The sequence below is a fragment of the Pseudomonas sp. H3_E04 genome (assembly GCF_054668915.1).
Genome location: NZ_CP162797.1, coordinates 3,910,722 through 3,937,154, shown reverse-complemented (window position 1 = coordinate 3,937,154; position 26,433 = coordinate 3,910,722). Strand labels below are relative to the sequence as shown.

At 60.5% G+C, this 26,433-nt stretch carries 24 protein-coding genes and 1 riboswitch; of the genes, 10 read left to right on the top strand and 14 right to left on the bottom strand.

Annotation, left to right across the window (positions count from 1 at the left end; translation table 11 throughout):
- Positions 1-123: 123 nt before the first annotated feature.
- From AB4N53_RS17795 to ahcY, 4 genes are all read right to left on the bottom strand, one after another.
- Positions 124-1,992 (bottom strand): DEAD/DEAH box helicase, encoded by a 1,869-nt coding sequence (locus AB4N53_RS17795; protein WP_460122032.1) that lies wholly within the window; start codon positions 1,990-1,992, stop codon positions 124-126.
- A gap of 221 nt (positions 1,993-2,213) precedes the next feature.
- Positions 2,214-3,026 (bottom strand): substrate-binding periplasmic protein, encoded by an 813-nt coding sequence (locus AB4N53_RS17790; protein ID WP_460122030.1) that lies wholly within the window; start codon positions 3,024-3,026, stop codon positions 2,214-2,216.
- A 159-nt stretch (positions 3,027-3,185) separates the two neighbouring features.
- Positions 3,186-4,031, bottom strand: coding sequence for a methylenetetrahydrofolate reductase [NAD(P)H] (gene metF / locus AB4N53_RS17785; protein WP_056786871.1), 846 nt, complete (start codon positions 4,029-4,031; stop codon positions 3,186-3,188).
- A 156-nt stretch (positions 4,032-4,187) separates the two neighbouring features.
- Complete coding sequence (gene ahcY, locus AB4N53_RS17780; RefSeq protein ID WP_039757587.1) at positions 4,188-5,597, bottom strand: adenosylhomocysteinase; 1,410 nt, start codon at positions 5,595-5,597, stop codon at positions 4,188-4,190.
- Positions 5,598-5,620: 23 nt separating this feature from the next.
- Positions 5,621-5,719, bottom strand: a riboswitch (S-adenosyl-L-homocysteine riboswitch).
- Between the two features lie 189 nt (positions 5,720-5,908).
- On the opposite strand from ahcY, the gene AB4N53_RS17775 reads away from it, so the two are divergent.
- Together AB4N53_RS17775 and AB4N53_RS17770 are read left to right on the top strand one after the other, a co-directional pair.
- Positions 5,909-6,313: an acyl-CoA thioesterase gene (locus AB4N53_RS17775; RefSeq protein WP_016772772.1), complete on the top strand. Its 405-nt coding sequence runs from the start codon at positions 5,909-5,911 to the stop codon at positions 6,311-6,313.
- A gap of 173 nt (positions 6,314-6,486) precedes the next feature.
- Positions 6,487-7,374, top strand: coding sequence for a formate/nitrite transporter family protein (locus AB4N53_RS17770; protein ID WP_460122027.1), 888 nt, complete (start codon positions 6,487-6,489; stop codon positions 7,372-7,374).
- On the opposite strand, the gene AB4N53_RS17765 is transcribed toward AB4N53_RS17770, so the two are convergent.
- Together AB4N53_RS17765 and AB4N53_RS17760 are read right to left on the bottom strand one after the other, a co-directional pair.
- Positions 7,375-8,640 carry a cation:proton antiporter gene (locus AB4N53_RS17765; protein WP_024014630.1) on the bottom strand — a complete coding sequence of 422 codons (1,266 nt, stop codon included), beginning with the start codon at positions 8,638-8,640 and terminating at the stop codon, positions 7,375-7,377.
- Positions 8,641-8,880: 240 nt separating this feature from the next.
- Complete coding sequence (locus AB4N53_RS17760; RefSeq protein WP_460122025.1) at positions 8,881-10,050, bottom strand: MFS transporter; 1,170 nt, start codon at positions 10,048-10,050, stop codon at positions 8,881-8,883.
- Between the two features lie 344 nt (positions 10,051-10,394).
- On the opposite strand from AB4N53_RS17760, the gene AB4N53_RS17755 reads away from it, so the two are divergent.
- Positions 10,395-10,778, top strand: a complete 384-nt coding sequence (locus AB4N53_RS17755; RefSeq protein ID WP_024014628.1) for an MAPEG family protein — start codon at positions 10,395-10,397, stop codon at positions 10,776-10,778.
- Between the two features lie 114 nt (positions 10,779-10,892).
- Here AB4N53_RS17755 and mltA read toward each other — a convergent pair whose 3' ends face one another.
- The gene (gene mltA / locus AB4N53_RS17750; RefSeq protein ID WP_460122023.1) at positions 10,893-12,077 is read right to left on the bottom strand and encodes a murein transglycosylase A; all 1,185 of its coding nucleotides are present in this window, start codon (positions 12,075-12,077) and stop codon (positions 10,893-10,895) included.
- A 128-nt stretch (positions 12,078-12,205) separates the two neighbouring features.
- Between mltA and AB4N53_RS17745 the strand changes: the two genes are divergently transcribed.
- The gene (locus AB4N53_RS17745) at positions 12,206-12,655 is read left to right on the top strand and encodes a c-type cytochrome (protein WP_460122021.1); all 450 of its coding nucleotides are present in this window, start codon (positions 12,206-12,208) and stop codon (positions 12,653-12,655) included.
- 120 nt (positions 12,656-12,775) lie between these two features.
- Here the strand turns inward: AB4N53_RS17745 and AB4N53_RS17740 are convergent, their stop codons facing one another.
- The 4 genes from AB4N53_RS17740 to AB4N53_RS17725 all read right to left on the bottom strand — a co-directional run bounded on the left by AB4N53_RS17740 (position 12,776) and on the right by AB4N53_RS17725 (position 17,371).
- Positions 12,776-13,171 carry a DUF1090 domain-containing protein gene (locus tag AB4N53_RS17740; protein ID WP_016772779.1) on the bottom strand — a complete coding sequence of 132 codons (396 nt, stop codon included), beginning with the start codon at positions 13,169-13,171 and terminating at the stop codon, positions 12,776-12,778.
- 97 nt (positions 13,172-13,268) lie between these two features.
- Positions 13,269-14,945 (bottom strand): NAD-dependent DNA ligase LigB, encoded by a 1,677-nt coding sequence (gene ligB / locus AB4N53_RS17735; RefSeq protein WP_460122019.1) that lies wholly within the window; start codon positions 14,943-14,945, stop codon positions 13,269-13,271.
- Positions 14,946-15,166: 221 nt separating this feature from the next.
- Positions 15,167-16,357: a methionine adenosyltransferase gene (gene metK / locus AB4N53_RS17730; RefSeq protein ID WP_083353741.1), complete on the bottom strand. Its 1,191-nt coding sequence runs from the start codon at positions 16,355-16,357 to the stop codon at positions 15,167-15,169.
- Positions 16,358-16,375: 18 nt separating this feature from the next.
- Complete coding sequence (locus AB4N53_RS17725; protein WP_460122017.1) at positions 16,376-17,371, bottom strand: ArsR/SmtB family transcription factor; 996 nt, start codon at positions 17,369-17,371, stop codon at positions 16,376-16,378.
- A 259-nt stretch (positions 17,372-17,630) separates the two neighbouring features.
- On the opposite strand from AB4N53_RS17725, the gene tkt reads away from it, so the two are divergent.
- From tkt to fba, 6 genes are all read left to right on the top strand, one after another.
- Positions 17,631-19,628, top strand: coding sequence for a transketolase (gene tkt / locus AB4N53_RS17720; RefSeq protein WP_460122015.1), 1,998 nt, complete (start codon positions 17,631-17,633; stop codon positions 19,626-19,628).
- A gap of 150 nt (positions 19,629-19,778) precedes the next feature.
- On the top strand, positions 19,779-20,831 hold the full coding sequence (gene epd, locus AB4N53_RS17715; protein WP_042606605.1) for an erythrose-4-phosphate dehydrogenase: 1,053 nt from the start codon (positions 19,779-19,781) through the stop codon (positions 20,829-20,831).
- Between the two features lie 12 nt (positions 20,832-20,843).
- The gene (locus AB4N53_RS17710; RefSeq protein ID WP_460122012.1) at positions 20,844-22,007 is read left to right on the top strand and encodes a phosphoglycerate kinase; all 1,164 of its coding nucleotides are present in this window, start codon (positions 20,844-20,846) and stop codon (positions 22,005-22,007) included.
- Between the two features lie 34 nt (positions 22,008-22,041).
- On the top strand, positions 22,042-22,263 hold the full coding sequence (locus AB4N53_RS17705) for a hypothetical protein (protein ID WP_042606606.1): 222 nt from the start codon (positions 22,042-22,044) through the stop codon (positions 22,261-22,263).
- 57 nt (positions 22,264-22,320) lie between these two features.
- On the top strand, positions 22,321-22,653 hold the full coding sequence (locus AB4N53_RS17700; RefSeq protein WP_460122010.1) for an MliC family protein: 333 nt from the start codon (positions 22,321-22,323) through the stop codon (positions 22,651-22,653).
- Positions 22,654-22,915: 262 nt separating this feature from the next.
- Complete coding sequence (gene fba, locus AB4N53_RS17695; RefSeq protein ID WP_008081027.1) at positions 22,916-23,980, top strand: class II fructose-bisphosphate aldolase; 1,065 nt, start codon at positions 22,916-22,918, stop codon at positions 23,978-23,980.
- 83 nt (positions 23,981-24,063) lie between these two features.
- Here the strand turns inward: fba and AB4N53_RS17690 are convergent, their stop codons facing one another.
- The 3 genes from AB4N53_RS17690 to AB4N53_RS17680 all read right to left on the bottom strand — a co-directional run bounded on the left by AB4N53_RS17690 (position 24,064) and on the right by AB4N53_RS17680 (position 26,346).
- Positions 24,064-25,263 carry a type II toxin-antitoxin system HipA family toxin gene (locus AB4N53_RS17690; protein ID WP_460122008.1) on the bottom strand — a complete coding sequence of 400 codons (1,200 nt, stop codon included), beginning with the start codon at positions 25,261-25,263 and terminating at the stop codon, positions 24,064-24,066.
- The gene (locus AB4N53_RS17685) at positions 25,260-25,511 is read right to left on the bottom strand and encodes a helix-turn-helix domain-containing protein (RefSeq protein WP_129997789.1); all 252 of its coding nucleotides are present in this window, start codon (positions 25,509-25,511) and stop codon (positions 25,260-25,262) included. Before AB4N53_RS17685 ends, AB4N53_RS17690 begins: the two co-directional genes overlap by 4 nt.
- Before the next feature lie 166 nt (positions 25,512-25,677).
- Complete coding sequence (locus AB4N53_RS17680) at positions 25,678-26,346, bottom strand: polysaccharide lyase family 7 protein (RefSeq protein ID WP_460122005.1); 669 nt, start codon at positions 26,344-26,346, stop codon at positions 25,678-25,680.
- Between the last annotated feature and the right edge of the window lie 87 nt (positions 26,347-26,433).

Here is a 26,433-nt window from a genome sequence, read left to right as displayed (position 1 = left end):
TGGTCTTTAAAATCAACATCAAAAGATCGCAGCCTTCGGCAGCTCCTACACAAAGAGATTTGCAGCGCTCAAAAAAATGCCCCGGCTCTATCGAGTCGGGGCATTTTCATTGCGGCTTGAAACTCAGCGATTACGGGTCAGCAAGGCTGGTTTCTCACCACGCGGGCGGCTTGGCAGTTGATCGAGCTGCTCAGGCGTCGGGAAGCGGTCGGCTTTCGATTCCTTGTGCATGATCTTCGGGCCGTTGCTGCGCGGGTTCTGCACGGCCGGTTCGCTGCGTGGCTGATCGTCACGGGCCGGGCGGCGGTTGCGTGGCGCGGATTCGTCACGACGACCCTGACCGTCACGCGGAGCGCCATTGCGCGGGCCGCTGCGTTTGGCCGGTGGCGTGCCTGTGCTCGAGCCGTTGCTGTTGCGCGGACCGTTCTGGCGACCTTGAGGCTGACCACCGCGTGGTGCGCCAGTGCCTGCGCCTTGCGCAGGTGCGCCCGGACGACGGCCACGGCCACCGGCAGGAGCGGCTTTGGGCACGTAATCGACGCGGTTACCGAAGTTATCGATATCGTCGTCGAGGAATTCGTCCGGAGCACGATCAGCCGCTGCACGCGGTGGCTGGCTCGGGCGCTGGTCGCGGCTCGGGGTGCCTTCGCGCGGTTTCTGCTGACGGGCAGGGCGCTCGCCACGCTCACCGGCCGGCTTTTCCTTGCCCTTGTCTTTGCCTTTGTCCTTGCGACCGCCGCCACCGCCGCCGCCATTCGGGCCATCGCCACGTGGACCACGGGAATTGCGCGGGTTGCGGATGTCCGGACGCTCGCGGGCTTCCGGCTTCTCGGCTTCGATGGTGCTGGAGTCGAAGCCCATCAGATCGCCGTCGGCAATCTTCTGCCTGGTCATGCGCTCGATGCTTTTCAGCAGCTTCTCTTCGTCCGGCGCGACCAGCGAGATCGCCTCGCCCGAACGACCGGCGCGGCCGGTACGGCCGATACGGTGCACGTAGTCTTCATCGACGTTTGGCAGCTCGAAGTTGACCACATGCGGCAACTGATCGATGTCCAGACCACGGGCGGCGATGTCGGTGGCCACGAGAATGCGTACTTCGCCGGCCTTGAAGTCGGCCAGGGCTTTGGTGCGGGCGTTCTGGCTCTTGTTACCGTGGATCGCCACTGCCGGCAGGCCGTGTTTGTCCAGGTATTCAGCGAGGCGGTTGGCGCCGTGCTTGGTGCGGGTGAAGACCAGCACCTGTTCCCATGCGCCGGCGGTGATCAGGTGGGCCAGTAGCGCACGCTTGTGGCTGGCGGGCAGGCGGAACACGCGTTGTTCGATGCGCTCGACCGTGGTGTTCGGCGGCGTCACTTCGATGCGTTCCGGGTTGTGCAGCAGCTTGCCGGCGAGGTCGGTGATGTCTTTCGAGAAAGTCGCCGAGAACAGCAGGTTCTGACGCTTGGCCGGCAGACGTGCGAGGACTTTCTTCACATCGTGCACAAAACCCATGTCGAGCATGCGGTCGGCTTCGTCGAGAACGAGAATTTCCACGTGGGACAGATCGACGCTGCCCTGGCCGGCGAGGTCGAGCAAGCGACCCGGGCAGGCGACGAGGACGTCGACGCCACGGGACATGGCCTGGACCTGCGGGTTCATGCCGACGCCGCCGAAGATGCAGGCGCTGACGAATTTCAGGTCACGGGCGTAGATCTTGAAGCTCTCGTGCACCTGGGCCGCGAGTTCGCGGGTCGGGGTCAGGACTAGCACGCGCGGTTGGCGCGGGCCGTGACGCTGGGATTTGTCCGGGTGACCGTTGGGGAACAACCGCTCCAGAATCGGGAGGGCGAAGCCGCCGGTTTTACCGGTACCTGTCTGAGCCGCCACCATCAGGTCGCGACCTTGCAACACGGCGGGAATGGCCCGCTGTTGCACCGGAGTAGGCTCGGTATAGCCCGCATCTTCGATGGCACGGACTAAAGCCTCGGAGAGACCGAGGGAAGCAAAGGACATGAGTAATCCTGTTTTAGTTAGGGCTTGGCCCAATGGGAGTCTTGCCTGGCGCGAATCACGTTTAAGAGGACGCAATCCCGTCCGGTCCAGCGGCGGTTCCGAAGGCACGTCAGGAGCGCTCGCGCGGGCTGAAAGCTGCGCTGTAGCGGGTCGTGAGGCCTGTTACGGTTCCGGGCGTCCGGGCGTGAGCCTGGCGGGAACGCCGGAGTATAACAGAGCAATCACTGCGCGCTGCTTTCCTGCTGCTCAACGGTTTTGCCGCTGGCCGTGGCTGAGCGCAGTGAGGCATTGTCGACGGGCGCAGCGCCATAGCGCGCGCTGAGCTCGGCGTAGGCCGGCTCGCGCTTGAAACGCTTGAGCTCGGCACCGAAGCGCTGCACGAGCAAATCCATACCGGCATTGCGCCGAACCGCCAGAAACTGGCTTTGACGACTGATAACTGTCGGGTTTTCAGTGATCAGATCGCGAATATTCAGCTCATCGAGCAAATGCTGGCCGACGCGGCGATCGGTAATCAGCAGATCGATACGCCCGCGTACCAGTTTGCCGAAGTTGGCTTCATGGGTCGGTGCCGGCTCCCGGGTAAACAGCTCCGACTGGCTGAAGTCAGGGCTATACAGATAGCCCGGCGAGGTGCCGATGGTCAGGCCTTTGAGTTGTTCGAGGGTGCTGAAAGGGTGCGGCCGGTCGTTGGCGTAGAACATCACGAATTCGACGTCGGACAGCGGTTCGCTGGGATAGAGCAGGGTGGCGTCGCGCTCGGCGCTGTGAAAGATGTCCAGCGCACCGTCGGCCTGACCGGTTTCGAGCATCGACAGGCAGCGCTTCCACGGCAGGAACTGCCATTCGACTTCAATGCCCAGACGCTTGAACACGATGGCGGTGGTTTCGTAGTCCAGCCCGAGATTCTGCCCGCCCTGTTCGTACACGTACGGCGCCCAGGGCTCGGTGACAATACGCAACTTCTCGCCCCGAGCGGCGAAGCTCAGGCAAGCAAAAACCAGCACGGTGAATAACTGCGTGATCAAAGGCATGGCTGGAGATTACGACGAGAAACGCCAAAGAGCCAGAAAGTGCCTGCACAAGCTCTGTTTCGCGGGCTTAAAAGCAAAAGATCGCAGCCTTCGGCAGCGCCTACAGGGAAATATGCAGGCGCTGCCGAAGGCTGCGATCTTTTGACTTTGATTTGACGCTTAACGCGGCAATTTCAGGTTGTTCCAGATGGCCAGGCTAGGTTCGGCCTGGTTCATGGAATAAAAATGCAGCCCCGGTGCGCCGCCCTGCAGCAGGCGTTCGCACATCTCGCTGACGACTTGTTCGCCAAAGCTTTGAATGCTTCGCGTGTCATCGCCGTAGGCTTCCAGTTGCTTGCGGATCCAGCGCGGGATTTCCGCACCGCAGGCATCGGAGAAACGCGCGAGTTTGCTGTAGTTGGTGATCGGCATGATCCCCGGCACGATCGGCAGATCCACGCCCAGCGCCTGCAAACGGTCGACGAAGTAGAAGTAGCTGTCGGCGTTGAAGAAGTACTGGGTGATCGCGCTGTCGGCACCAGCCTTTGCCTTGCGCACGAAGTTGGCGAGATCGTCTTCGTAGTTGCGCGCTTGCGGATGCATCTCCGGGTAAGCGGCAACTTCGATGTGGAAATGATCAGCGGTTTCTTCACGAATGAATTCCACCAGCTCATTGGCGTGACGCAGCTCACCGCTGGTCATGCCCATGCCGGACGGCAGGTCACCGCGCAGGGCAACGATGCGCTTGATGCCGGCAGCCTTGTATTCGTTCAGCAGGCCGCGCAGGTCGTCCTTGCTGTCACCGACGCACGACAGGTGCGGTGCGGCCGGTACTTTGACTTCGCTTTCCAGCTGCAACACGGTGTTGAGCGTGCGATCACGGGTCGAACCGCCAGCGCCGTAGGTGCAGGAAAAGAAATCAGGGTTGTAGGTGGCCAACTGACGGGCAGTGGCGAGCAGCTTTTCTTGCCCGGCATCGGTCTTGGTCGGGAAAAACTCGAAGCTGTAGCGACGGTCTTGGGACATGGTCATACCCTTGGAAACAAGAACCTTCGAGGCGCTGCAGTCCCGTGTGGGAGCGAGCCTGCTCGCGAAAGCGCAGGGTCAGACAACACGAATGTTGAATGTTAATACGCCTTCGCGAGCAGGCTCGCTCCCACAGGGAGAGCGAGCAAGCGCCTGTTAGTAGCGGTAGGCGTGCGGCTTGAACGGGCCTTCGACGGTCACGCCGATGTAGTCAGCCTGTTGCTTGGTCAGTTGGGTGACCACGCCGCCGAAGCCGCGAACCATTTCCAGGGCCACTTCTTCGTCGAGTTTTTTTGGCAGCACTTCAACGGTCAGACGCTCGGCTTTCTGTGCTGGCGACAGGTCGGCGTATTTCTGGCCGAACAGGAAGATCTGTGCCAGAACCTGGTTGGCGAACGAACCGTCCATGATGCGGCTCGGGTGACCGGTGGCGTTGCCCAGGTTCACCAGACGGCCTTCGGCCAGCAGGATCAGGTAGTCGTCGTTCTGTGGATCGAAGCTGCCAGCGCCGGTGCGGTGAACCTTGTGCACCTGTGGCTTCACTTCTTCCCATGCCCAGTTCTTGCGCATGAAAGCGGTGTCGATTTCGTTGTCGAAGTGACCGATGTTGCAGACCACGGCGCGCTTCTTCAGGGCTTTGAGCATGTTCGCGTCGCAAACATTGACGTTACCGGTGGTGGTCACGATCAGGTCGATCTTGCCCAGCAGCGCTTTGTCGATGCTCGCTTCGGAACCGTCGTTGATACCGTCGATGAACGGCGACACCAGTTCGAAGCCATCCATGCAGGCTTGCATGGCGCAGATCGGGTCGACTTCGGAGACTTTAACGATCATGCCTTCCTGACGCAGCGACTGAGCCGAGCCCTTGCCCACGTCACCGTAACCGATGACCAGCGCTTGCTTGCCGGACAGCAGGTGGTCGGTGCCGCGCTTGATCGCATCGTTCAGGCTGTGACGGCAGCCGTACTTGTTGTCGTTCTTGGACTTGGTCACCGAGTCGTTGACGTTGATCGCAGGGATCTTCAGCTCGCCCTTGGCCAGCATGTCCAGCAGACGGTGTACGCCAGTGGTGGTTTCTTCGGTCACGCCGTGAACGCGATCGAGCACTTGCGGGTATTTCTTGTGCAGCAGCTCGGTCAGGTCGCCGCCGTCGTCGAGGATCATGTTGGCGTCCCATGGCTGGCCATCCTTGAGGATGGTCTGCTCCAGGCACCACTCGTACTCTTCTTCAGTTTCGCCTTTCCAAGCGAACACCGGGATACCGGCGGCAGCGATAGCGGCAGCGGCCTGATCCTGAGTGGAGAAAATGTTGCAGGACGACCAGCGAACTTCGGCACCCAGGGCAACCAGGGTTTCGATCAGCACGGCGGTCTGAATGGTCATGTGGATGCAGCCGAGGATTTTCGCGCCCTTGAGCGGCTGCTCGGAAGCGTATTTGCGGCGCAGACCCATCAGGGCAGGCATTTCCGATTCGGCGATGATGGTTTCGCGACGGCCCCAGGCAGCCAGGGACATGTCGGCAACTTTGTAATCGGTAAAATCTGCAGGCGTGTTGACAGCGCTCATGAAGAGCCTCCATTCGTAATATATGCGAATGGGCGCCGTTGTGCGTTTAGTGTCCGGCGCAGGCCGGTCAACGCCCCATCCGAGCCTGACAGGTCGAACCTGCTGCAGCGCCCCTCGGACAGGTGGCGGGAAAACGGTAACAAGCGATCATTACCGTTTTGAAACGGTGGCGATTATAGCTGTCTTTGAGCTGCAAGTTGCAAGCTGCAAGCGACAAGCTGATCGGCTTTTACTTGCAGCTTGTAGCTTAAAACTTGAAGCTGGGGGCCAATACCCCTAACGCCCAATCGCCTCGATCCAGGAGCCCCCCCATGAATTTCCACACCCGCAAATGGGTTAAACCCGAAGACCTCAACCCCAACGGCACCCTGTTCGGCGGCAGCCTGCTGCGCTGGATCGATGAAGAAGCGGCAATCTACGCCATCGTGCAATTGGGCAACCAGCGCGTCGTGACCAAGTACATCTCGGAAATCAACTTCGTCAGCGCCTCGCGCCAGGGCGACATCATCGAACTGGGCATCACCGCCACCGAATTCGGCCGCACCTCGATCACCCTGACCTGCGAAGTGCGCAACAAGATCACCCGCAAGAGCATCCTGACCGTCGAGAAGATGGTGTTCGTCAACCTCGGCGAAGACGGCCTGCCGGCGCCGCACGGGCGGACCGAGATCAAATATGTGAAAGACCAGTTCAAGGATGACGAAGCCGTTCAATAACCTCGGCGGCGCATTCTTCGCGAGCAGGCTCGCTCCCACAGGTACAGCGTGATCCTTGTGGGAGCGAGCCTGCTCGCGAAAGCGGTAGCCCATTCAGCGAAGATTCGCCTGGCCACTGAACAGCCATGAAGCGCAACGGTCGTAGCTACATCCCCCCCACCGGTTGCCACGCCATGACCACCCCCACCAGCGAAAAGACCCCCGACCTCTCGGCCAAGGAGCAGCACGAAGTCGAGAAGAGCCAGCCGCCGCGCGCGGCCGTTCTGCATGAAATCATCCGCACCCAGGGCGATCAGGAACTGGAGCGCAGCATTGCCGCGCTGTGGTGGTCGGCGCTGGCGGCAGGGTTGACCATGGGCCTGTCGCTGATGGGCATGGGATTGCTCAATTCGCGCCTGCCCGATGGCGACGAATTCAAGGTGATCGCCAGTTTCGGCTACTGCGCCGGTTTCCTCGCGGTGATCCTCGCGCGCCAGCAACTGTTCACCGAAAACACCCTGACCGCCGTGCTGCCGGTGATGACCAAGCCGACGCTGAAGAATTTCCTGCGACTGATCCGTCTGTGGACAGTGGTATTGGTCGGCAACCTCTGCGGGACGATTCTGGTCGCCTACGTGATGCTGGAACTGCCGATCTTTGACAGCAAGACCGATGTCGCTTTCCTCGAAATCGGCCGCAAGGTCATGGAACACAGTGCCAGTCAGATGTTCGCCAAGGGCATCGTCTCCGGCTGGATGATCGCCACCATGGTCTGGATGATTCCGTCCATGGAGAGCGCAAAGATGTGGATCATCATCCTCATCACTTACTTCATGGCGCTGGGTGACTTCACTCACATCGTGGTCGGGTCGGCGGAAGTGTCGTATCTGGTCTTTGCCGGTGAGCTGCCGTGGAGTGATTTCTGGGCGGTGTTCGCCGGGCCGACGCTGGCGGGGAACATCATTGGCGGCAGTTTCATCTTCGCGCTGATCAGCCATGCGCAGATTCGCAGCGAGAGCGGTGCGCCGAAGGAGCCTGCGGATCAGGCTGTCGAGCCTGATCCGCAATCGATCAAAAAATGATCAGTGGTGGGCTGGCTCAGCCACGCTGGCCGGCTCATTGCGCGTTGCGTGCTTGACCAGTTTGCCGATGGTCAGGCCCTGCAGCAGGATCGACGACAGCACGACGATGTAGGTGATGCTCAGCAGCAGGTCGCGCTCCGGGCCCAACGGCAGGGCCAGGGCCAGTGCCACCGAGACGCCGCCGCGCAAACCGCCCCAGGTCAGGATGCGGATGGTACCGGCCGGTACCGAGCGCCAGCGACGCAGCAAGAGGATCGCCGGCGCCACGGTGAGCAGGCGCGACAGCAGGATCGCCACCGCCAGCAGGCCTGCGGCGGCCATGTGCAGCCAGTTGAACGGCAGCAGCAACAGCTCCATGCCGATCAGCGCAAACAGCAGCGCGTTGAGCATGTCATCGAGCAACTCCCAGAAACCGTCGAGGTAGCGGCGGGTCATGTCGTTCATTGCCAGATTGCGCCCGAGGTTGCCGATGATCAGACCGGCGACCACCATCGCGATCGGTGCCGAGACGTGCAACTCGGTGGACATCGCCGAGCCGCCGATCACCAGGGCCAGGGTCAGCATCACGGTGATCTGATGCTGCTCGACGCTTTTGATCATCCGATAGACCAGATAACCGATCAGCCCACCGAACAACACACCGCCAATCGCTTCGTGAACGAAGAGCATGGCCGTGGCGCTGACGGTCGGGGTTTCGCCCAGTTGCGCGATGCCCAGCAGCACGGTGAAGACCACGACCGCCGTGCCGTCGTTGAACAGTGATTCGCCGACGATGGTAGTTTTCAGTGGTTTCGACGCGTTGGCGGTACGCAGCACGCCGAGCACCGCAATCGGGTCGGTCGGTGAGATCAGCGCGCCGAACAACAGGCAGTAGAGGAAACTCACGTGCCAGCCGAACAGGGCAAAAATGTAGAAGGCCAGACTGCCGATCACTACGGTGGCAATCAGTACGCCGAAGGTGGCCAGCAGGCCGATCGGCCAGCGGTAGCTGCGCAAGTCATTCAAGTTGACGTGCAGAGCGCCGGCGAACAGCAGGAACGAGAGCATCCAGTTCATCAGCAGATCGCCGAAATCGATCTGGCCGATCAGTTGCTGCACGCGGTCTTCGAGGCCGGGAAAGCCGAGCACGCTGAGGCCTTGCAGGAGCAGTGAGAACAGCAGGGCGGTAACCATCACGCCGATGGTCGGCGGCAGGCCGATGAAGCGGAAATTGACGAAAGTCAGGAGAGTGGTAAGGCAGATGAAAGCGGCGACGAGTTCAAGCATCCGGGGTCCTTTGGATGAGGGGTGAATGGAGCGCGACCGGAGGTTGGACGCAGGGGTTTGATGGGGTGGGGGTGGCTGAGGGCACATTCGGATTGCGCGTCCCACTCAACAGCCCCCTCACCCCAACCCTCTCCCGAGGGAGAGGGCCGAGCAAGTCGGCGTGGGTGTCGAGCGTCCCCCGATCAGTCCCCTCTCCCACGGGGAGAGGCTAGGGTGAGGGCCACGTCTGACACACCAGCATCAGCCAGACACATTGACCGCAACCGCCCGCCGACGTTGCAGGTAAATGAACAGCAGCGCCGTCAGCACCGTCAGCACGCCAACCAGCGCCCCGGTCCATGGCAAGTCCGCCAGATCCGCGCCGCTGGCGACCACGAGTCCGCCTATCCAGGCGCCTGCCGCGTTGCCCAGATTGAATGCGCTCTGGTTCAGCGTCGAACCGAGATTCGGCGCTTCGTGCGCCTGATCGATGATCAACAGCTGCAGAATCGGGCACAGCGCAAAAGCGAAAATCCCCCACAGCACCAGGGTGATCGCCGCTGGAATAACTGAACGGCTGGTCTGGCTGAACGCCGCGAGAATCACCACAACTGCCAGCGCCACGCCGACGAGTGACGGCAACAAGCGGCTATCGGCCAGACGCCCGCCGAGCATGCTGCCCGCCGTCAGGCCGACCCCAAACAACAGCAGCATCACCGTCACGCCGTGGGGGCTGACGCCAGTGATGTCTTGCAGAATCGGCGCGATATAGGTGAACACGCTGAACAGGCTGGTCGAGGCCAGCACGCTCATGCCCAGCGCCAGCAGCACGTTGGCCTTGCCCAGTACTTTGAATTCGCTGGCGAGGTTGGCCTTGTCCATCGCGATGTGTTTCGGCAACCACAACCACTGCGCCAGCGCGGCGACAATGCCGATCACCGACACCGCCCAGAAGGTCGAGCGCCAGCCAGCGTATTGGCCCAGCGCTGTGCCCAAGGGTACGCCGAGGACGTTGGCCAGGGTCAGGCCGGTAAACATCATTGCGATGGCTTGCGCGCGCTTGTTCGGCGCGACCAGCCCGGCGGCGACCACCGAGCCGATGCCGAAAAAGGCACCGTGACACAGCGCCGTGACCACCCGCGCGGCCATCAGCGTCGCGTAGTTCGGCGCGAGCGCGCAGAGCACGTTGCCGAGAATGAACATCAGCGTCATGCCCAGCAATGTCGCTTTGCGCGGCATGTTGGCGGTCCCGATCGCCAGGATCGGTGCGCCAAACACCACGCCCAGGGCGTAACCGGTGATCAGCAGGCCAGCGTGGGGAATGCTCACGGCCAGATCGCGGGCGACATCGGGCAGCAGGCCCATGATGACGAATTCGGTGGTACCGATGCCGAAAGCGGCAACGGCGAGTGCAAGCAAAGCGAGGGGCATGCGCAAGGTCTCTGTCGGTCGTCTTGACGCTTTGATCAGGCATACGCGTGCCAGCGACCGTTTTCGATGAAAGCGGAGCAGGCAGCTTTTATTGGAATTTTTTGGTGTGCAGCTGAGTACGGCGTGGTGGGTTGCAGTATAAACAGCTGCTGACACATGGCGAATCAATTCTGACCAGTCGGTTCTGCAATCGCACATTCACCGTAAACGCTGCCGTGAAACATGCGCCTGAAAGAACCTTTCGGCCGGCTGCGGCTCTTAGCCTGTGGGCAGGTGCTGATCGGCATGCTGATGATGAAGTTCTGACCGCTCGCCAATTATTCGAATCGAAAAAGGACGACGTTATGACAGTGGCTCTGTGGTGTGTGTTGATCGCGATTTTCCTGCCGTACGTGTGCACGATCGTGGCGAAGGCCACCGGCGGTTTCCGCTTGAAGGACAATTACGATCCACGGGATTTTCTCGACAGCGTCGATGGCGTCGCCCGTCGCGCCCACGCCGCGCAATTGAACAGCTTTGAAGTCACACCGGCGTTTGCTGCCGCAGTGATCGTTGCGCATCTGGTCGGCACTGCGGAGCTGGTGACGGTCAATGTGCTGGCGGTGCTGTTTATCACCAGTCGCCTGCTGTACATCATTTGCTATCTGGCCGACTGGGCTGCACTGCGTTCGGTGGTGTGGTTTATCGGGATGGGGCTGATTGCTTCGTTTTTCTTTGTGTCGATCTGATTATCAGCTGTTGCTGCCGGCCTCTTCGCGAGCAGGCTCGCTCCCACATGGAAATGCATTCCAGATGTGGGAGCGAGCCTGCTCGCGAAAGCAATGGATCAGACGGCGAAGAACCTAAGACTTTTGCTTCGGTGTATCCGCCACCTGCGGGACCTGCGGCAACGCCGCCCCTTTAGGCCAGAGCATCCAGATCTGCCCCTGCTGTTTCATGTCCCCGGCCAGTTGCCCGGCCGCATCGCCGGTGCCCCAGAACAGATCCGCGCGCACCTCACCGGCAATCGCGCCGCCGGTATCCTGCGCCGCAACCGGGCGCACCAGTGGGGTGCCATCAGGTTTGGTGGTCGACAGCCATAACAGACTGCCCAGCGGAATCACCTTGCGATCCACCGCCGCGCTGTAACCGGCGGTCAGCGGCACGTTCAGCGAGCCGCGCGGGCCTTCGTTGCTGTCCGGGTTGCGGGTGAAGAACACGTAGCTCGGGTTGCTGGCGAGCAGTTCCGGAATGCGCGTCGGGTTAGCCTTGGCCCAGTTGCTGATCGCGCTCATGGTTACCTCTTCCTTCTTCAGCTCACCTTGTTCGACGAGCCAGCGACCGATCGGCCGGTACGGGTGGCCGTTCTGATCAGCGTAGGCGATGCGTAACTGTTTGCCGTCCTCGGTCTGAATCCGGCCCGAGCCCTGAATCTGCAGAAATTGCAGGTTCATCGGATCAGTCAGATAAGCCACTACCGGCGCTTTCACGCCTTTGGATTCAATGGTCGCTGCGTCGTCGTAAGGCTTGAGCACGCGTCCTTCGAGGCGCCCGCGCAGGCGCTTGCCTTTCAATTCCGGGTAGATGCTGTCGAGCGAGACGATGATCATGTCCTCGGGCACGCCGTACACCGGCACATTTGCCGTCGCGGTGGGTGTCAGGCTGCCGGGGTAGACCGGTTCGTAGTAGCCCGTGATCAGGCCGTTGGGGTTGTCGTTCTCGGCGCGCAGGCCATAGACATCGAGGTTCTGCTTGAGGAACGCGCGAATCTCGGCGGCGCTTTGCGGCACATTCGCCGCCGCAGCGCAGGTCGGGCCCCAGACCGCGTCGGCTTTGAGTCGTGTGCAGGCGCTGCGCCAGGAACCGAAACCGGCAACCAGATCGTTGTCGGAGACCGCGGGCAACGCTTCCCAGGTCGCGCTGGAATACGTGGCCAGCGCATGGGTTTTCGGTTCGGCATTGTCACCGCCGGTGCAGCCGGCCAGGACGGCCAGGATTGGCAGGGTGACGAGAAGCGGGTGACGCCAGGCCGTGAAGCGGCTGTTCATGGAGTGATTCCTGTGCCGGTTGGCCGAGTGCTCCATGCGCTCGAACAACCCGTATTTTTAATAGGGCTATTGGTGTTTGGCCATGAGCCGAGGATACTGGCCGCCGATTTCCGCGACCTGAAGCGACCATGACTCTGAAACGAATTGCTGTTGTATTGCTGGCCTGTCTGACCTTGTCCGCCTGTGGCGGTGTCGATCCGAATTCGCCGTTGGGTCAACGCAAGGCCATCTTCAAGCAGATGCTCAAGACCAGCGAAGATCTCGGCGGCATGTTGCGTGGGCGCATTGCGTTCGACGGACCGAAATTTGCCGAGGGCGCGGTCAGGCTCGATGCTTTGTCCCATGAGCCGTGGAAGCATTTCCCGCAGGTGCGCGAAGAAGATCACACCAGCGCCAAAGATGATGTCTGGCAGAAACAGGCGCGTTTTCAGGAGCTGGCCCGCGCTCTTGAGGCGGCTACCGGTGAATTGGTGGTCGCCAGTCAGGTTCAGCCGTACAAGGCCAGCAATCTCGGGCCGGCAGTGCAGAAAGTCGAGGACGCCTGCAGTGCCTGCCATAAAGAGTTTCGCGATCATTGATTTGTATTGCTTGAGCTGACACCTACGCGAGCACGCTCGCTTCCACAGTTGACAAAGTGGTTCATGTGGGAGCGAGCCTGTTCGCGAAAGCGCTTTGCCATTCGCCACGAAACCAAAGTCTTACTTGTCGATCTCGTCCAGCGCTTCCTGCAGTTCCTTGCGCGACTCGGCGAGCTTCTCCTTGCGCTTGTTGATCTTCTCCGGATCGCCCTTCTTCATGGCCTTGTCGAGATCCGCCTGACGCTGACTGACTTCGTGCTTGGCCTCAAGCACCTTGTTCTCACGTTCTTTTTTCAGCCCGGCGTCGGTGCAGTGTTCGTTCACTTCACGCAGTGCGGTTTCCAGACCGGCCTGCTGCTCCATGTTGCCGCGGGATTTGGCCTGCTCGATCTGATTGATGATGCCCTGCTTCTTGGCAGCGCAACCGGTCAGGCCCGGGCCGTCTTCCTCGGCCATGACCGGGGCGGCCATGACGCCGCAAAGAGTAAGCAGGGCGAGCGGTGCGAGAAATTTCATAAAAGCTCCATGTGCAAAGGCAATCGGGGTGGGAGGGCACTGCGCTGTTGGAGCGTCTGGCCGGCCGTTGGGTTCCCGCCGGGCGGGGATTGCAGGTTCAGAAGCCGTCGATTCCGGCGGCTTTCAAAGTTTCACTCATAGCCACTACCTGCGGGTCGCGAAAGAATGCGCTCAGTTGCGCCGCGCGTCCCGGGCCGATGCCGGCTTCTGCCTGCCATTGTTCAGTGTCACGTTGTGCCAGGGCCTGCCATGAGTCGTCCAGTTGCGCCTGTCCGGTCGGCGGCATGCCCAGCGCTTTCAACCATTGAGCGAACGGCTGTTGCCGCGCGCCGTGAAAACTATGGATCAGACGTGCGCTGCTGCGCTCGCCGAGGCCGGCAATGTTAGCAAGCTCTGACGCATCGAGGGTCAGCCAATCCAGCAGGTGTTTCAGACGGCCTGTTTCCAAAAGTTTCTCCCAGGTGCCGCGTCCGACATGTTGCATCGCCAGACCCCGCTTGCCACTGAGCCAGGTCAGACGCGCAAGAAACTGGCTTTCACAGCCGGGTGTCGGTTGCCAGCAGCTCAGGGTGTGGTAGTCGGCGGCATTGGGGACGCTGATGTCTGCCCGTTCGCTGGTGCGCAGCACGACACTGTCCAGGCGTGGGATGGTCAGCCCGGCCAGACTGATTGCCACCTGATCGCCGGGGCGGATGTCGAGGGTTTGCCAGCGCTTGAGCGAGCTGACACTGACCCGCTTGATTTCGCGGTCATCGAGTCTGACCGGCAGCAGTTCCAGCACCGGCGTGATCCGCCCGGTGCGGCCGATCTTGAAATTGACCTTACGCACTTCGGCCAATGCCTGGGCGAAAGGGTATTTCCAGGCAATCGCCCAATAAGGTGCCTTGGCCTGCCAGCGCTCGGCGGGTGGCCGTTGGCTCTGACGCAGCACCACGCCGTCGCTGGCAAAGGGCAGGGGCGAGCGATACCAATGCTCGCGCCATTTTTGCGCGTCTTCGAAATGGGTGATGGGCTGCGTATAGGGCTCAGTGGCAGCGAACCCTAATGCCTGGAGTTCTGCCAGGCGTTCGGAAAAATCGATCGGACCTTGTGGCCAGTCCCAAACGAACAGCCCGATTCCGGCAGCCTGTTCAGCATCAAGGGATTTGCGGCCCATCAGCCCGGCCACGGTGGCGCGGGCATTGAAGCTGCCGGACTGTGATTGAACATGCGCATTGAGGCGCCAATAGAGTTCGCCCTGTACCAGCAGATCCCGTGGCTGCCTCAAACGTTGCGGAACGGCTGCGATCCTGCGCGCCGAGACGCTCCAGTCCTGGCCGTTGACCCCGTCACCGCGACTGATGGCCTGCTGCAATATTCCCTGGCGGTAGATCAGCGTGACAGCCACGCCGTCGACCTTGGGCTGTACCCAAACGTCCTGGCGATCGCGCAGCCAGTCGGCGACGTCTTCTGCTTTGTGCAATTTGTCCAGACCGGTGTGGGCGATGGGATGGGTGATCGTGCCGGACGCGGTGCGCAACGGCTGCGGTGATGACGGTTGGTTGAAGCAGGCTCGCCATTCTTTCAGCCGCAGCCGGGACTGGTCATAGAGTTCGTCGGTGATCAGCGAGCGACCTTCGCGGTGATAGGCGTCGTCCCATTGGTCGATCTGGTTTTGCAGGATGGTGATTTCGCGTTGTGCCTGGGGTAAGGGCCAGTTGGGGCAGTTGGCTTGGCTGACGAGGGTGATGAGTGCCAGCAGGAAGGCCAGCAACAGGCGCAGTGTGAAGAGCATCGTTGAGCGTCCTTGCTCGGAGGTAATATTTGAAGGGTAGGTGAGGATTCGAAATGCGTTACCGGGGGTGTTTTTCGAGGTGTTTCCGGATTCTGAATTGACGTTGCATGGGCGGGCGCCTTCGCGAGCAGGCTCGCTCCCACAGGGATCTCAAAAATCTGTCAGGCATGAAAAAGCCCCGCACGGCGCGAACCGTGCGGGGCTTTTATGCAGCCAGGGTTTTACAGGCCAGCGGCGGAACGCAGGGCGTCGGCGCGGTCGGTTTTTTCCCAGGTGAACGTGGTGAAGCTGTCTTCGCCAACGGTCTTGGACTGCGGAGCACGGCCGAAGTGGCCGTAGGCTGCGGTTTCCTGGTACATCGGGTGCAGCAGGTCGAGCATGGTGGTGATCGCGTATGGACGCAGGTCGAACACTTCACGCACCAGTTTGATGATCTTGTCATCGCTGATCTTGCCGGTGCCGAAGGTGTTCAGCGAGATCGAGGTAGGCTGGGCCACACCGATCGCGTAGGAAACCTGAATCTCGCAACGCTCGGCCAGGCCGGCCGCAACGATGTTCTTGGCCACGTAACGGCCAGCGTAGGCAGCCGAACGGTCAACCTTCGATGGATCCTTGCCGGAGAACGCGCCGCCGCCGTGACGGGCCATGCCGCCGTAGCTGTCGACGATGATCTTGCGACCGGTCAGACCGCAGTCACCTACCGGGCCGCCAATGATGAACTGGCCGGTCGGGTTGATGTGGAACTGGGTGTCCTTGCTCAGCAGTTCGGCAGGCAGTACGTGCTTGACGATCAGCTCCATCACGCCTTCGCGCAGGTCTTTGTAGGAAACTTCCGGGTTGTGCTGGGTCGACAGAACCACAGCGTCGATGCCGACAACCTTGCCGCCTTCGTAACGGCAGGTCACTTGCGACTTGGCGTCCGGACGCAGCCAAGGCAGCAGGCCCGACTTGCGTGCTTCGGCTTGCCTTTGTACAAGCTGGTGCGAGAACGTGATCGGCGCTGGCATCAAAACGTCGGTTTCGTTGCTGGCGTAGCCGAACATCAGGCCCTGGTCGCCGGCACCCTGATCTTCAGGCTTGGCGCGGTCGACACCCTGGTTGATGTCAGGGGACTGCTTGCCGATGATGTTCATCACGCCGCAGGTGGCGCCGTCGAAGCCGACTTCGGAGCTGGTGTAGCCGATGTCGCAAATCACGTCACGAACGATCTGCTCCAGGTCGACCCAGGCGCTGGTGGTCACTTCACCGGCAACGATGGCCACGCCGGTCTTGACCAGGGTTTCCACGGCCACGCGAGCGTGTTTGTCCTGGGCAATAATGGCGTCCAGCACCGCATCGGAAATCTGGTCGGCGATTTTGTCCGGATGTCCTTCAGACACGGACTCGGAGGTGAAGAGGGAGTATTCGCTCATCTCGATGTTTTCCTGAATTTACCGATGGTGAGTGTCGCCAGCCGGTCGCTGAAAGTGGCGAACCTGGATCTGGAAACCATTACGTAAGCCTACATAGAGGCTTTCCCCGGGAACGAGTCCCGCAGCGGTGGCCCAACGGGCCAGATCGTCCTGTTCAAACCCCAACCAGAGATCACCGCAGGCCTCCCTGGCCCAACTCTGGTTGTGGCTACATAACTCTGTCACGAGCAGGCTACCGCCCGGTTGCAGCAGATCGGCCATGTGCCTGAGCGCATCGGCCGGGGCGGCGAAATGGTGCAGCACCATGTTCAACACCACGCAATCGGCCGTAAGGCTTGTGCCGTTCAATGCATCGGCCAATTGCAGGCTGACGTTAGCCAGCTGTTCACGTTCACACACCTGACGCGCCAGTTCGAGCATCGCCGGGCTGTTGTCCAGCGCGGTTACGGTGCCGAAGCGACGGGCCAGTTCCGGCAGAAAAGCACCATCGCCGGGGCCGACTTCAATGGCCGTGGCTGCACCATTGAAGTTCAGTTTGTCGAGCAGGGCCAGCACGCTGTCACGGTACTGCGGCAGGCCTGCGATCAAGTCTTGCTGGGCACGGAATTTTTCCGCGACCCGGGCGAAAAAGTCCTGACTGGCGGCGGCACGCTGTCCGTGGACCTGCTCGATGCGCGCTTGCACTTCGTGTGGCAGATCCAGGTTGTCGACTTCTTCCAGCAATGCCGCGTGCAGCTTGCCGCCGAGCAATTCGCTGTGGGGCAGGGCGCGACGATAGAAAATCGCGTTGCCTTCACGGCGTGTCGCCACCAGATCGGCTTGCGCCAGCACCTTGAGGTGATGGCTCATGCCCGACTGGCCGATGCCGAAAATCAGTGCCAGCTCCAGCACGCCGAACGAATCGTTGGCCAGCGCGCGCAAGACATTCAGCCGCAACGGATCGCCGCCGGCCTTGCACAGGGCCGCCAGCTCGTCGCAATCGTCATGGCGAATGGAAGGCACGCGTAAGTTCATAGGGCTGGCAGTCTAGAGACGGGGGCAAGGCACCGCAAGGCCAATATCAAAAAGTTTTGATATTGCTCGATAAATGGCACTTCTCTGCGGACGGTAGTCTCTACAAACGAATAGCGGAAAGGTTTCACCAGGCGAAACCTGTGCTATCGATTGGAAAAACGCCTGCCGATGACTATCTGTCATTGCCCCGAGGCGCATGGGTGAGGGAAAATGCCCTCCTTTTTTCCGTTTCAGTCTATTCACACCCAGGAGATCAGCGATGCCTAGCCGTCGTGAGCGTGCCAACGCCATTCGTGCCCTCAGCATGGATGCCGTGCAAAAAGCCAACAGCGGCCATCCCGGTGCCCCTATGGGTATGGCAGATATTGCCGAAGTGCTGTGGCGCGACTTCCTCAAGCACAACCCGAGCAACCCGTCGTTCGCCGACCGTGACCGCTTCGTGCTGTCCAACGGCCACGGCTCGATGTTGATCTACTCGCTGCTGCACCTGACCGGTTACGACCTGTCGATCGACGACCTCAAGCAGTTCCGTCAACTGCACAGCCGCACTCCAGGCCACCCGGAATTCGGTTACACCCCGGGCGTTGAAACCACCACCGGCCCGCTGGGTCAGGGTCTGGCCAACGCCGTCGGTTTCGCTCTGGCTGAAAAGGTCATGGCGGCGCAGTTCAACCGTCCCGGCCATAACATCGTTGACCACCACACCTACGTGTTCCTCGGTGATGGCTGCATGATGGAAGGCATTTCCCACGAAGTCGCCTCGTTGGCCGGCACGCTGGGCCTGGGCAAGCTGATTGCCTTCTATGATGACAACGGCATTTCCATCGACGGCGAAGTCGAAGGCTGGTTCACCGATGACACGCCGAAGCGCTTCGAAGCCTACAACTGGCAGGTGATCCGCAACGTCGACGGTCACGATCCGGAAGAGATCAAGACCGCCATCGAAACCGCACGCAAAAGCGCCCAGCCGACCCTGATCTGCTGCAAGACCACCATCGGTTTCGGTTCGCCGAACAAGCAGGGCAAGGAAGATTGCCACGGCGCCCCACTGGGTGACGCGGAAATCGCCCTGACCCGTCAGGCGCTGAACTGGAACTACGGCCCGTTCGAAATCCCGGCCGACATCTATGCCGAGTGGGATGCCAAAGAAGCAGGCCGCGCGGTGGAAGCCGAGTGGGATCAGCGTTTCGCCGCCTACTCTGCGGCATTCCCGGCTGAAGCCAACGAGCTGATCCGTCGTCTGAGCGGCGAGCTGCCGGCCGACTTCTCGGAAAAAGCCTCGGCCTACATCGCCGAAGTCGCGGCCAAGGGCGAGACCATCGCCAGCCGCAAAGCCAGCCAGAACACCCTCAACGCGTTCGGCCCGCTGCTGCCGGAAATGCTCGGCGGTTCGGCTGACCTCGCCGGTTCCAACCTGACCCTGTGGAAAGGCTGCAAAGGCGTCAGCGCTGAAGACGCCAGCGGCAACTACATGTACTACGGCGTGCGCGAGTTCGGCATGACCGCGATCATGAACGGCGTCGCCCTGCACGGCGGTCTCGTGCCTTACGGCGCGACTTTCCTGATGTTCATGGAATACGCGCGCAACGCCGTACGCATGTCGGCTTTGATGAAGAAGCGCGTGATCCACGTCTATACCCACGACTCCATTGGTCTGGGCGAAGACGGCCCGACGCACCAGCCGATCGAGCAGTTGACCAGCCTGCGCAGCACGCCGAACCTCGACACCTGGCGCCCAGCCGATGCCGTGGAATCAGCCGTGGCCTGGAAAAACGCTCTGGAGCGCAAGGACGGCCCGTCGGCGCTGATCTTCTCGCGGCAGAACCTGCAACATCAGGAACGCGACGCTGGCCAGATTGCCAACATCAGCCGTGGCGGTTATGTGCTCAAGGATTGCGCAGGCGAGCCTGAGCTGATCCTGATCGCCACCGGTTCGGAAGTCGGTCTGGCGGTTCAAGCCTTCGACAAACTGACCGAGCAGGGCCGCAAGGTTCGCGTGGTCTCGATGCCTTGCACCAGCGCGTTCGATGCTCAGGATGCGGAGTACAAGCAGTCGGTTCTGCCGTTGCAGGTCAGCGCACGTATCGCCATCGAAGCGGCCCACGCCGACTTCTGGTTCAAGTACGTGGGTCTGGAAGGCCGCGTGATCGGCATGACCACCTACGGTGAGTCGGCGCCGGCTTCGGCTCTGTTCGAAGAGTTCGGTTTTACCCTGGAAAACATTCTCGGTCAGGCTGAAGAGCTGCTGGAAGACTGATCCAGAAAAGGTGTTCTCTGAGCTGACGCCTTCGCGAGCAGGCTCGCTCCCACATTGGAATGCATTTCCCTGTGGGAGCGAGCCTGCTCGCGAAAGCGTACGCTCAGGCGCCATCGCACTGCATGATTCACCACGGTAATCGAGAACCCCATGCCTCAACCGCGTCCCTACAAAGTTGCACTCAACGGCTACGGCCGCATTGGTCGTTGCGTCTTGCGGGCGTTGTTCGAGCGCGGTGCGAAGGCCGGGTTTGAAATTGTCGCGATCAACGATCTGGCCGACATGGCCAGCATCGAATACCTGACACGCTTCGACTCCACCCACGGCCGTTTTCCCGGCGAAGTGCGGGTTGAAGGCGATTGTCTGCATATCAATGGCGACTGCGTGAAGGTCTTGCGCAGTGCCACCCCCGAAGGCATCGATTGGGCGTCGCTGGGCGTCGATCTGGTGCTTGAGTGCTCCGGCGCTTACCACACCCGTGCCGATGGCCAGCGGTTTCTCGACGCCGGCGCGCCGCGCGTGCTGTTCTCGCAGCCGATGGCCAGCGAAGCGGATGTCGACGCCACCATCGTCTACGGCGTCAATCAGGACTGCCTGACCGGCGACGAATTGCTGGTGTCCAACGCCTCGTGCACCACCAACTGCGGCGTGCCGCTGCTGCGCCTGCTCGATCAGGCGATTGGTCTGGATTACGTGTCGATCACCACGATTCACTCGGCGATGAACGATCAGCCGGTGATCGACGCCTATCACCACGAAGACCTGCGCCGCACGCGTTCGGCGTTCCAGTCGGTGATCCCGGTGTCCACTGGTCTGGCGCGTGGTATCGAGCGTCTGCTGCCGGAACTTGCCGGGCGAATTCAGGCCAAAGCCGTGCGCGTGCCGACAGTCAACGTGTCCTGCCTCGACATCACGATGCAGACCGCCACCGCGACTGACGCCAACGAGGTCAACCGGATCCTGCGCGAAGCCGCCACCAGCGGCCCGCTCAAAGGCCTGCTGGCCTACACCGAGTTGCCGCACGCCAGCTGTGATTTCAACCATGACCCACATTCGGCCATCGTCGATGCCAGTCAGACCCGTGTTTCCGGCCCCAAACTGGTGAACATCCTTGCCTGGTTCGACAACGAATGGGGTTTTGCCAACCGAATGCTGGACGTTGCAGACCACTATCTGCAAACAGCAACTTCAAAAAAACCGTAGGAAGTGCGACCCATGACCGTGTTGAAGATGTCCGACCTCGATCTGCAAGGTAAGCGCGTATTGATCCGCGAAGACCTCAACGTCCCCGTCAAGGACGGTGTTGTCACCAGCGACGCGCGCATCCTGGCTTCGCTGCCGACCATCAAGCTGGCCCTGGAAAAAGGCGCGGCAGTGATGGTCTGCTCGCACCTGGGCCGTCCTACCGAAGGCGAATTCTCCGCCGAGAACAGCCTGAAGCCTGTCGCCGACTACCTGAGCAAAGCGCTGGGCCGTGAAGTGCCGCTGGTGGCTGACTACCTCGGCGGTGTCGAGGTCAAGGCTGGCGACATCGTGCTGTTCGAAAACGTGCGCTTCAACAAGGGCGAGAAAAAGAACGCCGACGACCTGGCCCAGCAATACGCGGCCCTGTGCGACGTGTTCGTGATGGACGCTTTCGGCACTGCTCACCGTGCCGAAGGTTCGACCCATGGTGTAGCCAAGTTCGCCAGAGTCGCCGCTGCCGGCCCGTTGCTGGCCGCTGAACTGGACGCGCTAGGCAAGGCCCTGGGCGCGCCGGCCAAGCCAATGGCGGCCATCGTCGCCGGCTCCAAGGTCTCGACCAAACTCGACGTGCTCAACAGCCTGAGCCAGATCTGCGATCAACTGATCGTCGGCGGCGGCATCGCCAACACTTTCCTCGCGGCCGCCGGCCACCCGGTTGGCAAATCACTGTACGAACCGGACCTGCTCGACACCGCCCGTGAAATCGCGGCGAAAGTCAGCGTGCCGCTGCCGGTTGATGTCGTGGTTGCCAAGGAATTTGCCGAAAGCGCCGAAGCGACCGTCAAGCTGATTGCTGACGTTGCGGCTGACGACATGATTCTCGACATCGGTCCGCAAACCGCCGCCAATTTCGCCGAGTTGCTGAAATCGTCGAAAACCATTCTGTGGAACGGCCCGGTCGGCGTGTTCGAGTTCGATCAGTTCGGTAACGGCACCAAGGTGCTCGCGCAGGCCATCGCCGAAAGCTCGGCATTCTCCATTGCCGGCGGTGGCGACACCCTGGCGGCGATCGATAAATATGGCGTGGCTGAGCAAATCTCCTACATTTCCACCGGTGGTGGCGCGTTCCTCGAATTCGTCGAGGGCAAGGTGCTGCCTGCCGTTGAAGTCCTGGAAAGCCGGGCCAAGGCCTGAGGCCGCCCGTTTGGCCAGGCAAAGGAGTGTTCACATGGTCAAGTCGTTAGCGCTGTTGTTGCTGAGCGGTACGCTGGCGGCCTGCGGGAGTACCCCGAAGGCCGACGCGACGCCAGCACCGAGCGAGCCGCAGAAGGGCTGTTACCAGGCCGACTGGCAGGCCGAAACCAACCCGGTGCTGAACAAGCGCTCGGGCCCGGACGGCCTGGACAAATACGAGACGCAAACCCCGGTCAAGGAACATGGTTGTCCTTGACGGGTCTGACTCTTTAACTCAGGGCTGGCGGCGTGCGCCGTCAGTCGAGGAACACGGATGAAAGGCTTGATCGCCGTTGCGGCGTTGGCATTGTTGGGTGGCTGCGCGCAGTTGAACGTGTTTCAGTCGTCCGCCCCGGTGGATAACTGGACGACCTGGACCTGCGACAGTCAGGCCAAGGTGTTGTGGCGTTACGCCGATGCCGGCCAGAAGGAAGTCGACGTTCGCCTCGGCGGCGGTGATCAGGTCTATCGCCTGAAAGAAGAGCCGGGCGCCTCGGGCGCGCTGTACAGCGACGGCATGCTGGCGTTTCACGTCAAGGGTGACGAAGGCCTGGTGTACTGGGTCGCCACCAATGACCTGATTGGCCGTGGTTGCAAGGCCGAGTAACACGATTGAATTGATGTACAGAGATCCAAATGTGGGAGCGAGCCTGCTCGCGAAAGCAATCTTGCCGTCGATGATGCAGTGTCCGTCAGACCGCTTTCGCGAGCAGGCTCGCTCCCACAGGGGGTCCCTGTTGTTCACACAGTTTTGGTAACACCGAATCACCAGACCGGGCCTAACCCCCGATCTGCATTAACTTGAATAGCCGCCGCCGCTCCGGCAGGCTGGCACGATCAACGACCCTCAACCGGGAGAGACACACACAATGGCACTTATCAGCATGCGCCAGATGCTGGACCACGCAGCCGAGTTCGGCTACGGCGTTCCAGCCTTCAACGTCAACAACCTTGAGCAGATGCGCGCCATCATGGAAGCCGCTGACAAGACTGACTCCCCGGTGATCGTCCAGGCTTCGGCCGGCGCCCGCAAATACGCCGGCGCGCCATTCCTGCGTCACTTGATCCTGGCCGCGATCGAAGAATTCCCGCATATCCCGGTGTGCATGCACCAGGACCACGGCACCAGCCCTGACGTCTGCCAGCGTTCGATTCAACTGGGCTTCAGCTCGGTGATGATGGACGGCTCGCTGGGCGAAGACGGCAAGACCCCGACCGACTACGACTACAACGTCCGCGTTACCCAACAAACCGTGGCCATGGCGCACGCCTGCGGCGTCTCGGTAGAAGGCGAGCTGGGCTGCCTGGGTTCGCTGGAAACCGGCATGGCCGGTGAAGAAGACGGCATCGGCGCTGAAGGCGTTCTGGATCACAGCCAGATGCTGACCGACCCGGAAGAAGCCGCTGACTTCGTCAAGCGCACCCAGGTCGATGCCCTGGCCATCGCCATCGGCACCAGTCACGGCGCCTACAAGTTCACCAAGCCACCTACCGGCGACGTGCTGGCGATCGACCGCATCAAGGAAATCCACAAGCGCATCCCGAATACCCACCTGGTGATGCACGGTTCGTCCTCCGTACCACAAGAATGGCTGGCGATCATCAACCAGTACGGCGGCGACATCAAAGAAACCTACGGCGTCCCGGTTGAAGAAATCGTCGAAGGCATCAAGCACGGCGTGCGCAAGGTCAACATCGACACTGACCTGCGCCTGGCGTCTACCGGCGCCATGCGTCGCCTGATGGCCACCAACCCGAGCGAATTCGACCCGCGTAAATTCTTCGGCGCCACCGTGACCGCAATGCGTGACGTGTGCATCGCGCGTTATGAAGCGTTCGGTACCGCCGGTAATGCTTCGAAGATCAAACCGATCTCGCTGGAAGCGATGTATCAGCGCTATCTGAAGGGTGAGTTGAACGCCAAGGTTAACTGAGCCTGAGCGTTGAGCTGATTAAAAAGAAACCCGCCGAGAAGAGGCGGGTTTTTTTTTGGGCGGAATTTCTCGCGGTAACGAAGCTATCCAAAAGTCAGAGAAAATGGCGCTGCCGCGTGCTTAATGGCATTGACCACATGGGGCGCCTGTTCGCGATACTGAGGATAGCGATCGAGAACCGCTTCAACCGAGTCGAGCAGGTGCTGAATTCGCTCCTTGGGGTGGTCGATTTCACAGGTGTGAGCAAACTCCAGGAGCCCTTGTCTTGACGCGAACATTGACTTGTTGCCCGCCAGATCCAATGCCAGAACATCTTCTGGAATATAGGCCGTGGTGTTGACGATGTCGTAAGCCGGCGCCAGATGCGCATCGCGTTGCGCGGGTTCGGAATAGAGCAAACCGAAATTTTTCAAGTGAGCGTCGCCATTTCCAACGATGCAACTCAGGGCGACGATATCGAAGAGTTGCTCAAGGGACGTGCGCAAATGTCGTGCGGGACAATACAGTCGGACAGCCTTCGCAATTGCCGCATAACTTTTGCTGTACTTCTGATTAGCCGACAGCCCCATCAGCACCGCCATGTCTTCAAACCCAATCGGATTGAGCTGGTCGTCGCGGTCAAAGCGGCGCATGACAAACAGTTTGGCGTTGTCGGAAAGGTAAAACGGTGGAACGGGAATACCCGCCTCTTTCGCCATGGACATGCAAAGGAATTCGTTAATCGCCAGGCCCGGGAATTCGTCTCTGCCACTCTTGATGATCAGATCCGAGGTTTTGGATGTCACTCTCGGCAACGCTATTTCTTGCCGCTCCGGCACCAGCAACTTGGGTTGAACACCTGAAATGCCTGCCCGCAGGATGTAACGATCAAGCATGTCGGCGAAGATATCTTCCGTACCGTCCCACGTGAGAATCTCTTCGAGTTTTTCTCCCGGAAATTCTTGCGCCTCCAACAATGCATCAACGGTTTCAGAGCGTACATGAACCCTGCCAATCGGCGATGTGCTGCCGGAAAGTGCCAGTAGCAGCATTGGGTCGACGTTCACAGTCTTGGCCAAGCGGTTGCGCAACTGCTCCAGTACGTAGCCTTCGGGCAGGTTCATTTGGAAGACAGGGTGCAACTCACGCCGACGAAACTCGTCATGCCGTACAGGCATCAGGAGGCTGATCGCCATTTGTGGCGATGCATCTTCGTGATAACGAAAAGTGAAATCCTCGGCATCGCTGAAAAGCCTGCCGCTATTACCTTCAGGGGTACTGACTTGAAGAGAGGCCATTGTCATTCGAATAAATCTCCGATCTCTTCAAGGGTTGGCATCGTTGCTGGAACCACCGAGAGTTCGCAGTCCAACGCAGCCAAAACCCGCGCGTAAGCGATCATGCCGACAGAAAGGGTGCCTTTCTCTACCGCAATGACTTTGTATCGTGTCAGTCCCGCCAGATCGGCAAGTTGAGCCTGCGTCAGGCCACGATTTATACGTTTTTCACGTAATTGAATGCCGAGACGGGTAATTAAAAGAGAGTAATCCATGTTGCGCTACCGTAACATTTTGGTGTCAATGTACCGTATGCGGAACATTTAATCCATTTGGCTCAAGAAACCCGTCCTCAGGCGGGCTCTTCTGAACGATTATTCTTCAGTTCAACGTGACCGAATGCCTGACGGGCGAGCTCGCCAGCTCCTTGTGGTGTTTGGGTTACTTGTCGTGATCAATATCCAGTTTGGTAAACGTCACCTGCCCACCTTCACTGGTGTACCCGGTGTTGTCCTGCACATACACCCCAGCCTTGAAGTACAGCGGCTTGTCCCGCCAGGTCGCGCTGATCTGGGAGTCCCACTGATAGCCCGCCGCACTCACGCCCAGCACACCGCCGGGGCTCAAGTGGATGAGGTAGTTGAATTCGCGATCAAGCTTGACGCCGGTAGCCAGGGTGATGACGCGGCTTTCGGCGTCGTCCGGGCGCATGCGCACCTTGATCACCAGATTGCCGGTCTGGGTTTTTTCCTTGTACTGGTATTCGAGCTTGACCATCGGCCGCTGGCTTTCGTACGCATGGATCTGGCCGATGACGATCTTGCCCGAGCTCGGCACCTTGTTCACCGCGAGGGTGGCGCGCAGCAGGTTGTCGGCGTCCGGGTAGTACCAATTGCGCAGGGTGCCGTTGCTGTAGGTTTCGCGCAATTCGGTACGCGGGTAGATGGCGTTTTCGGTTTTCGAGCCGGTCACCGGTGACCAGAAAAACAGGGTGCCGGTGTCGGAATGGAAGTACTGATCCTTGAAGCCATCCACCAGTTTCGAGGTTTCGACGGTGTACGGCGGGCTGCCAACAGGAACGCTGAGGTTCCAGGTTGCGAGGTCGATCATGACGTTTCTTCCAATCAATTCATCCGGAACGCCGGTGCCAGAAGCTCTAGCCCGCGCGTTTTCGGGCGTCTTTATAAGCGTAGCGGC

Bases quoted from the DNA above. Each gene is read 5' to 3' on its own strand.
- AB4N53_RS17795 (WP_460122032.1), bottom strand. From the start codon at position 1,992: ATGTCCTTTGCTTCCCTCGGTCTCTCCGAGGCTTTAGTCCGTGCCATC.
- AB4N53_RS17790 (WP_460122030.1), bottom strand. From the start codon at position 3,026: ATGCCTTTGATCACGCAGTTATTCACCGTGCTGGTTTTTGCTTGCCTG.
- metF (WP_056786871.1), bottom strand. From the start codon at position 4,031: ATGTCCCAAGACCGTCGCTACAGCTTCGAGTTTTTCCCGACCAAGACC.
- ahcY (WP_039757587.1), bottom strand. From the start codon at position 5,597: ATGAGCGCTGTCAACACGCCTGCAGATTTTACCGATTACAAAGTTGCC.
- AB4N53_RS17775 (WP_016772772.1), top strand. From the start codon at position 5,909: ATGAATTTCCACACCCGCAAATGGGTTAAACCCGAAGACCTCAACCCC.
- AB4N53_RS17770 (WP_460122027.1), top strand. From the start codon at position 6,487: ATGACCACCCCCACCAGCGAAAAGACCCCCGACCTCTCGGCCAAGGAG.
- AB4N53_RS17765 (WP_024014630.1), bottom strand. From the start codon at position 8,640: ATGCTTGAACTCGTCGCCGCTTTCATCTGCCTTACCACTCTCCTGACT.
- AB4N53_RS17760 (WP_460122025.1), bottom strand. From the start codon at position 10,050: ATGCCCCTCGCTTTGCTTGCACTCGCCGTTGCCGCTTTCGGCATCGGT.
- AB4N53_RS17755 (WP_024014628.1), top strand. From the start codon at position 10,395: ATGACAGTGGCTCTGTGGTGTGTGTTGATCGCGATTTTCCTGCCGTAC.
- mltA (WP_460122023.1), bottom strand. From the start codon at position 12,077: ATGAACAGCCGCTTCACGGCCTGGCGTCACCCGCTTCTCGTCACCCTG.
- AB4N53_RS17745 (WP_460122021.1), top strand. From the start codon at position 12,206: ATGACTCTGAAACGAATTGCTGTTGTATTGCTGGCCTGTCTGACCTTG.
- AB4N53_RS17740 (WP_016772779.1), bottom strand. From the start codon at position 13,171: ATGAAATTTCTCGCACCGCTCGCCCTGCTTACTCTTTGCGGCGTCATG.
- ligB (WP_460122019.1), bottom strand. From the start codon at position 14,945: ATGCTCTTCACACTGCGCCTGTTGCTGGCCTTCCTGCTGGCACTCATC.
- metK (WP_083353741.1), bottom strand. From the start codon at position 16,357: ATGAGCGAATACTCCCTCTTCACCTCCGAGTCCGTGTCTGAAGGACAT.
- AB4N53_RS17725 (WP_460122017.1), bottom strand. From the start codon at position 17,371: ATGAACTTACGCGTGCCTTCCATTCGCCATGACGATTGCGACGAGCTG.
- tkt (WP_460122015.1), top strand. From the start codon at position 17,631: ATGCCTAGCCGTCGTGAGCGTGCCAACGCCATTCGTGCCCTCAGCATG.
- epd (WP_042606605.1), top strand. From the start codon at position 19,779: ATGCCTCAACCGCGTCCCTACAAAGTTGCACTCAACGGCTACGGCCGC.
- AB4N53_RS17710 (WP_460122012.1), top strand. From the start codon at position 20,844: ATGACCGTGTTGAAGATGTCCGACCTCGATCTGCAAGGTAAGCGCGTA.
- AB4N53_RS17705 (WP_042606606.1), top strand. From the start codon at position 22,042: ATGGTCAAGTCGTTAGCGCTGTTGTTGCTGAGCGGTACGCTGGCGGCC.
- AB4N53_RS17700 (WP_460122010.1), top strand. From the start codon at position 22,321: ATGAAAGGCTTGATCGCCGTTGCGGCGTTGGCATTGTTGGGTGGCTGC.
- fba (WP_008081027.1), top strand. From the start codon at position 22,916: ATGGCACTTATCAGCATGCGCCAGATGCTGGACCACGCAGCCGAGTTC.
- AB4N53_RS17690 (WP_460122008.1), bottom strand. From the start codon at position 25,263: ATGACAATGGCCTCTCTTCAAGTCAGTACCCCTGAAGGTAATAGCGGC.
- AB4N53_RS17685 (WP_129997789.1), bottom strand. From the start codon at position 25,511: ATGGATTACTCTCTTTTAATTACCCGTCTCGGCATTCAATTACGTGAA.
- AB4N53_RS17680 (WP_460122005.1), bottom strand. From the start codon at position 26,346: ATGATCGACCTCGCAACCTGGAACCTCAGCGTTCCTGTTGGCAGCCCG.